This window comes from Gelidibacter sp. F63206 (assembly GCF_023015735.1).
In genome coordinates this window covers 1-7,422 of sequence record NZ_JALKAU010000057.1, presented here as the reverse complement: position 1 = coordinate 7,422, position 7,422 = coordinate 1, and the positions used below count along the sequence as shown (strand labels likewise).

Here is a 7,422-nt window from a genome sequence, read left to right as displayed (position 1 = left end):
TGTTGAACTAAACCTAAAGGTAGCTTCACGCGACGTTTCCATCACGATTCACTACCTTTAGGATCAAGGTTTAATGTAATACTCAATATTATGAAAAAAAAATGACACCCTCATTGAAAGGGCTATTATTTCGGTTCCTGGGTTTGCAGCACTCTACCACAAGCTCAAGCGTTCGGTAGAACTCTCCGGCAAGAGCCAGAGCACCCTTACCAACTATGCCCGCTGTCTGGCGCACATCGGATTCCATTTCAACTGTAGTCCACTTGATCTGGATCAGGAGCAGATCCTGGATTATCTGCACGTTTTAAAGTCACAGCACAAGACTCCATCCGACAGTTTTTTCAAGCACACCGTTTATGGACTTCGCTATGCCTACCGCATCTTTGGGATGAAAGAAATGCGGGTCATACTTCCTTCCATTGAACGCCCCAAGAAACTCCCCGTGGTATTGAACCAAAGGGAGATAAAACAACTGCTGAAGACCCCAAAATTGCTTAAGCATCGATTGGTTCTTGCCATGCTCTATGGTTGTGGGCTCCGCAATTTTGAGCTTCGCAACCTTCAGCGTAAGGACTTGGATTTCGACAGGAAGATGCTGCACGTGCGCCAGGGCAAGGGTCGCAAGGATCGCTACGTTCCCTTGTCCGAGATGCAGATCCGTGGCCTAAAGACGTACTTCTTGGCAGAAAACCCGGTCACTTGGTGCTTTACTGGCAATGACAGGACAGGTAATCCAGTTAAAATTTCCTCACAAGGGGTACAATGGATCGTCCGAGAGGCTCGCAAGCGCAGCGGAATCCCAAAGGAAATTACCGCCCATATTCTGCGCCATAGCTATGCTACCCATCTTTTGGAGATGGGCCTGGACATCATGAGCATAAAAGACCTCTTGGGGCACGCAGATATCCAAACGACCCTTATCTACCTCCATGTGGCACAATCGGGTAGGCAAAAGCCGTTCAGTCCGTTGGATAGGCTTTATGGCCGATAGAGATGTCCTATCCCGATTATGAAGTAGCGCACGTACTGGAGCGCAACAGGGAGCACCTTGCCCATTATTGTGCCAACAGTTGGCAGGTTCGCACCCTTCACGCCTTGCGCAAGTGCCGCACTGCCGCCTTGGGCGGCCATATAGATCGTTGCGACAATGCGAGGTGCCATAAGCTTCATCTTAGCTACAACAGTTGCCGCAACCGCCATTGTCCCAAGTGCCAGGGACACAAGAAGGAAGAATGGATCCGGGCAAGGGAGGCAGATTTACTAAAGGTCTCTTACTTCCACGTGGTCTTTACCCTGCCCAGTGGGCTGAACCGGTTATGTCTATACGAGCCAAAATTGGTGTACAACCTTTTGTTCAAAACAGCCTGGAGTATCATTGGAGATTTTGGTGCCAACCCCAAGTTCCTGGGCGCCAAGATGGGAATGATCGCCATCCTGCACACCTGGGGGCAGAACCTCTCGTTGCACCCACACCTGCACTGCATTGTTCCAGGGGGCGGTATTGCTAAATCTGGCAAATGGAAACCCACCAAGGGCAAGGGAAAGTACTTGTTTCCTGTAAGGGCGATGAGCAAGGTGTTCAGGGCCCGTTTTGTAGCTGGCCTACGCAAGGAGTTGGGGAAATCGAAGTCCCGTTCTTTTTACGAAAGTCTGTTCAAAAACCAGTGGGTCGTCTATTGCAAACGTCCATTCTTTGGACCCTCGCAGGTAATAGAATATCTAGGGCGCTATACCCATAAGATCGCGATAAGCAACCATCGGATAAAAAGTCTTGAAAGTGGAAACGTTCGATTTATGGTAAAGGACTATCGACACGGAGGTAAAAGAACGATACTCGAACTGCCCGATGCTGAATTTATAAGGCGTTTTTCGCTGCATATCCTGTCTAAAGGCTTTACCCGTATCAGGCACTACGGCATCTTGAGCAGCTATTATAAAAGAACGATCATCCCAGGATTACAGGAAGAGCTCGGTAAACCAGAATTTAAAGCAACGGAGCCTTTAATGCACCGCAGGTGCCCGGTCTGCAAGCAAGGAAACCTCGTTACCATCGCGACCTTCCCTGCCCGTGGGCCACCGCAACACTGGCAAGAACAAATCAAAAAACAGTTAAACAGACCTAATGAAAAAACGTGAATCCCGACGTAATGGGACTTCTATGGCCAAAACGTAAGAAAACGACCAGATAAAACTAAAAAATAGAGAAGAGAAACTACAACATGTAAAGTGCGCTTTGATTCCTTGGCAAAAACAGAAGCCAACGACCCCGAATCACGAAAGACCAACTACTGAAAATCCATTCCAAATTAGACCAATCCCCATAGAGGCAAACCGAAAAGCTCCGGTTCAGTCAACACTGCATTCATGTTGGGTCGTACCGACCACACGAATGCTTAGTTATTGTGCAACGTTTTTATTCTGATGTCCAATTAATCACAAAATCCATCATTTCAGATAATCGGTTCGTTTCCATTTTTTGGTCGTTAAACCAATGGTCACAATTTGGATATACTTTGTAAGTCAAGTTTTCTTTTCCTTGTCTTAAAAACTCGATTTCTGCATAATCAATTCCGGTAATTGGCGAATTTTCATCAAATCCGCTTGATACTAATAAAATTGGAATATCCAACTTTAACATATTTTCTAAAGGCACGTCGTTGCAAAAACTCGCCCATCTTTGGTAGGTATGTCCCATCCAAAATTTGTCGGTCGTTTTTGGGTTCTCGTATATTTCTCTGAATTTCTCTTGTAAAATATCAATATGAACTTGGGCACTATCTGCTGAAATAATTCCCTTTTGTGCTTTCAACCTCTCGGCTGTGACGAAATCGTAAAATTGGTTAAGACCGCCACCGACTATACTAACAATTTTAGTTACTTTTTTATTTGTTAATGCAAGTTTAGGTACAACTTGACCGCCTTCTGAATAGCCAATTGGGATAATATCATTTTCATCGACTTGAAGCTCGTTGATAAGAAAGTCAATAACCTTTGAAGCGGAATTTACTCGCCAATCCAAACTCAATTTTTCATTGTAGCCTTTTGAGGGTTTGTATTCTTCAGCAAATTCCTCGAATGAATTGACGTTCAGACTGTCGAGGAATGGTGTTGCAGGCTTACTAATTTGGACAACGTGATATTTGGCTGAAAGTTTGTCAAATTTAAAGGGAATACTACCGATAATCTGTGAAGTACCGTCATTTTTTTTGATATATGACTTTAATGGAAAATTGCCAGATCCATCCAATAATATAAGTAATGGCTTTTTGGTTTCAATTCCTTTTTCGGTTACGTAGAAATTTATATCTCCCAATAAAGTATCTTTTATGGAAAAATGTTTAAGTCCATAATCTGTTGGTAATTTAGGCTGACCAAGTGCAAAATTAATCGTAAACAGGGTAAGGAAATGGATAGCAATTTGTTTCATTATTCTCGTATTTCATTAAATGACGGATGTTTTTTTTCAAATACAACGTTTATATATATGAGCCGTGGCTTGCTACGGCACGAACCTCTCCAAATATAAACCGGCTTTGGAAAATTCGCAGGATTTTCCAAGTGAGGACTGACCAAGCCGAAGCTTATAGCATCCATGAAAAAGCAGAAAGTCCAGTATCTTTAAAGTTCACCAAAACAATAAGTTATGAAAACTGAACAAACTGCTCAACCAAAGTTATACATTGGCATCGACATCCACAAGCGGAGTTGGAAAATTCACTGTGCGACCGATTTGTTTTCTGGTAGGTCGTTTACGATGCCACCCGAACCAGAAGCATTGAAAACCTATGTCAGGAAACATTTTGCGGACCATGAAGTGGCAACAGCCTACGAGGCAGGTTGTTGTGGTTATCATGCCCATAGAGGCTTTGAGGGTTATGGATGGCGCTCATTGGTAGTGAATCTAGCAGACATTCACCGCAAGAGAAAGGAGCGTTTTACCAAAACTGATAAGATCGATGCGCAACTGATAGCAAGAGGATTGAAGGATGGAAGATTGGGCGGTATCCACATTCCAGAAGTGGATCGCGAGCAGCTTCGAAGTCTTTTTAGACGGCGTAACGATCTGGTCAAGAATTTTAGGCGCATAAAGAGTGTTGTAAAAATGCAGCTGCTTTATTTTGGGATCAGTGTTCCAGAGGAGTTTGACAATGACCATTGGAGCCATAACTTTAGACACTGGCTTAATTCAATGGCTTTTGCCAACCCCACGGCACGCGAGACGCTTGATAGCAGGATGCGCAGTTTTAGATTTATAGATAAAGAGCTTAGGGACGTCTCTACAAATCTGAGGGCTTACTGTCGCAAGCATTATAAGAAAGATTATTATTTACTTCGCAGTATCCCCGGAATCGGAGGTATCGTAGCCTGTGGCATCATTTGCGAACTGGGCGATCTGCGACGTTTCAATAACATCAAACATTTGGTGGGCTATGTTGGTCTGGCACCAGGTGTCCATCAAAGTGGCGACAATCAAAGAGCCACAGGTATTACCATCCGAGCGCATCGTTTAATGCGGAGCTATTTTATAGGGGCTTCATGGCAGGCCATACGTACAGATCCCATAATGCAGTCCTATTACCGAAAGCATGTAGGTAAGAACGTAAAAAGTATCATAGTCAAGGTGGCCCGTAAATTATTGAGTAGGACCTTGGTGGTGATAAAAACAGAAATACCATACACCATAGGTGTCATAGAATAATATAAACCAATAACTAAGCTCACAAAAAAGTAGCAAAGCCTGTATCACAAAACACCGTAGGTGAACCAGATTAATAGGTATCACACATTTTTAGCAAGTGGCCAGGTTTATTATAACTCACAATCATACAGATGCTGGTGACCATCATGTTTTGGAATGGATCACATATAGGATGCGGAGTAAGTTATTTAAAGGCATTGGAATATTGATAATCCTATCGGAATTATCAACATTCCAACACCACATAATCATCAATATGAGATAATTAAAAAATAAATATTAACTTTGGAGAACTAGGCTAGTGCTTTTCATAGGATACGGTGTTGAACTAAACCTAAAGGTAGCTTCACGCGACGTTTCCATCACGATTCACTACCTTTAGGATCAAGGTTTAATGTAATACTCAATATTATGAAAAAAAAATGACACCCTCATTGAAAGGGCTATTATTTCGGTTCCTGGGTTTGCAGCACTCTACCACAAGCTCAAGCGTTCGGTAGAACTCTCCGGCAAGAGCCAGAGCACCCTTACCAACTATGCCCGCTGTCTGGCGCACATCGGATTCCATTTCAACTGTAGTCCACTTGATCTGGATCAGGAGCAGATCCTGGATTATCTGCACGTTTTAAAGTCACAGCACAAGACTCCATCCGACAGTTTTTTCAAGCACACCGTTTATGGACTTCGCTATGCCTACCGCATCTTTGGGATGAAAGAAATGCGGGTCATACTTCCTTCCATTGAACGCCCCAAGAAACTCCCCGTGGTATTGAACCAAAGGGAGATAAAACAACTGCTGAAGACCCCAAAATTGCTTAAGCATCGATTGGTTCTTGCCATGCTCTATGGTTGTGGGCTCCGCAATTTTGAGCTTCGCAACCTTCAGCGTAAGGACTTGGATTTCGACAGGAAGATGCTGCACGTGCGCCAGGGCAAGGGTCGCAAGGATCGCTACGTTCCCTTGTCCGAGATGCAGATCCGTGGCCTAAAGACGTACTTCTTGGCAGAAAACCCGGTCACTTGGTGCTTTACTGGCAATGACAGGACAGGTAATCCAGTTAAAATTTCCTCACAAGGGGTACAATGGATCGTCCGAGAGGCTCGCAAGCGCAGCGGAATCCCAAAGGAAATTACCGCCCATATTCTGCGCCATAGCTATGCTACCCATCTTTTGGAGATGGGCCTGGACATCATGAGCATAAAAGACCTCTTGGGGCACGCAGATATCCAAACGACCCTTATCTACCTCCATGTGGCACAATCGGGTAGGCAAAAGCCGTTCAGTCCGTTGGATAGGCTTTATGGCCGATAGAGATGTCCTATCCCGATTATGAAGTAGCGCACGTACTGGAGCGCAACAGGGAGCACCTTGCCCATTATTGTGCCAACAGTTGGCAGGTTCGCACCCTTCACGCCTTGCGCAAGTGCCGCACTGCCGCCTTGGGCGGCCATATAGATCGTTGCGACAATGCGAGGTGCCATAAGCTTCATCTTAGCTACAACAGTTGCCGCAACCGCCATTGTCCCAAGTGCCAGGGACACAAGAAGGAAGAATGGATCCGGGCAAGGGAGGCAGATTTACTAAAGGTCTCTTACTTCCACGTGGTCTTTACCCTGCCCAGTGGGCTGAACCGGTTATGTCTATACGAGCCAAAATTGGTGTACAACCTTTTGTTCAAAACAGCCTGGAGTATCATTGGAGATTTTGGTGCCAACCCCAAGTTCCTGGGCGCCAAGATGGGAATGATCGCCATCCTGCACACCTGGGGGCAGAACCTCTCGTTGCACCCACACCTGCACTGCATTGTTCCAGGGGGCGGTATTGCTAAATCTGGCAAATGGAAACCCACCAAGGGCAAGGGAAAGTACTTGTTTCCTGTAAGGGCGATGAGCAAGGTGTTCAGGGCCCGTTTTGTAGCTGGCCTACGCAAGGAGTTGGGGAAATCGAAGTCCCGTTCTTTTTACGAAAGTCTGTTCAAAAACCAGTGGGTCGTCTATTGCAAACGTCCATTCTTTGGACCCTCGCAGGTAATAGAATATCTAGGGCGCTATACCCATAAGATCGCGATAAGCAACCATCGGATAAAAAGTCTTGAAAGTGGAAACGTTCGATTTATGGTAAAGGACTATCGACACGGAGGTAAAAGAACGATACTCGAACTGCCCGATGCTGAATTTATAAGGCGTTTTTCGCTGCATATCCTGTCTAAAGGCTTTACCCGTATCAGGCACTACGGCATCTTGAGCAGCTATTATAAAAGAACGATCATCCCAGGATTACAGGAAGAGCTCGGTAAACCAGAATTTAAAGCAACGGAGCCTTTAATGCACCGCAGGTGCCCGGTCTGCAAGCAAGGAAACCTCGTTACCATCGCGACCTTCCCTGCCCGTGGGCCACCGCAACACTGGCAAGAACAAATCAAAAAACAGTTAAACAGACCTAATGAAAAAACGTGAATCCCGACGTAATGGGACTTCTATGGCCAAAACGTAAGAAAACGACCAGATAAAACTAAAAAATAGAGAAGAGAAACTACAACATGTAAAGTGCGCTTTGATTCCTTGGCAAAAACAGAAGCCAACGACCCCGAATCACGAAAGACCAACTACTGAAAATCCATTCCAAATTAGACCAATCCCCATAGAGGCAAACCGAAAAGCTCCGGTTCAGTCAACACTGCATTCATGTTGGGTCGTACCGACCACACGAATGCTTAGTTATT

At 45.0% G+C, this 7,422-nt stretch carries 6 protein-coding genes; 5 read left to right on the top strand and 1 reads right to left on the bottom strand.

Features of this window, described 5'->3' with window-relative positions; translation table 11 throughout:
* The first annotated feature begins 388 nt into the window (after window positions 1–388).
* Both MWU32_RS02695 and MWU32_RS02690 read left to right on the top strand, forming a co-directional pair.
* Window positions 389–991, top strand: coding sequence for a tyrosine-type recombinase/integrase (locus tag MWU32_RS02695; protein ID WP_246937544.1), 603 nt, complete (start codon window positions 389–391; stop codon window positions 989–991).
* 2 nt (window positions 992–993) lie between these two features.
* Complete coding sequence (locus MWU32_RS02690; RefSeq protein ID WP_246937542.1) at window positions 994–2,136, top strand: IS91 family transposase; 1,143 nt, start codon at window positions 994–996, stop codon at window positions 2,134–2,136.
* Between the two features lie 277 nt (window positions 2,137–2,413).
* Here MWU32_RS02690 and MWU32_RS02685 read toward each other — a convergent pair whose 3' ends face one another.
* Window positions 2,414–3,427, bottom strand: coding sequence for an alpha/beta hydrolase family protein (locus MWU32_RS02685; RefSeq protein ID WP_246937548.1), 1,014 nt, complete (start codon window positions 3,425–3,427; stop codon window positions 2,414–2,416).
* Window positions 3,428–3,643: 216 nt separating this feature from the next.
* On the opposite strand from MWU32_RS02685, the gene MWU32_RS02680 reads away from it, so the two are divergent.
* The 3 genes from MWU32_RS02680 (at window position 3,644) to MWU32_RS02670 (ending at window position 7,156) form a co-directional block, all read left to right on the top strand.
* The gene (locus MWU32_RS02680; RefSeq protein WP_246937546.1) at window positions 3,644–4,699 is read left to right on the top strand and encodes an IS110 family transposase; all 1,056 of its coding nucleotides are present in this window, start codon (window positions 3,644–3,646) and stop codon (window positions 4,697–4,699) included.
* Between the two features lie 709 nt (window positions 4,700–5,408).
* Window positions 5,409–6,011: a tyrosine-type recombinase/integrase gene (locus MWU32_RS02675; RefSeq protein ID WP_246937544.1), complete on the top strand. Its 603-nt coding sequence runs from the start codon at window positions 5,409–5,411 to the stop codon at window positions 6,009–6,011.
* 2 nt (window positions 6,012–6,013) lie between these two features.
* Window positions 6,014–7,156 carry an IS91 family transposase gene (locus MWU32_RS02670; RefSeq protein ID WP_246937542.1) on the top strand — a complete coding sequence of 381 codons (1,143 nt, stop codon included), beginning with the start codon at window positions 6,014–6,016 and terminating at the stop codon, window positions 7,154–7,156.
* Window positions 7,157–7,422 lie beyond the last annotated feature (266 nt).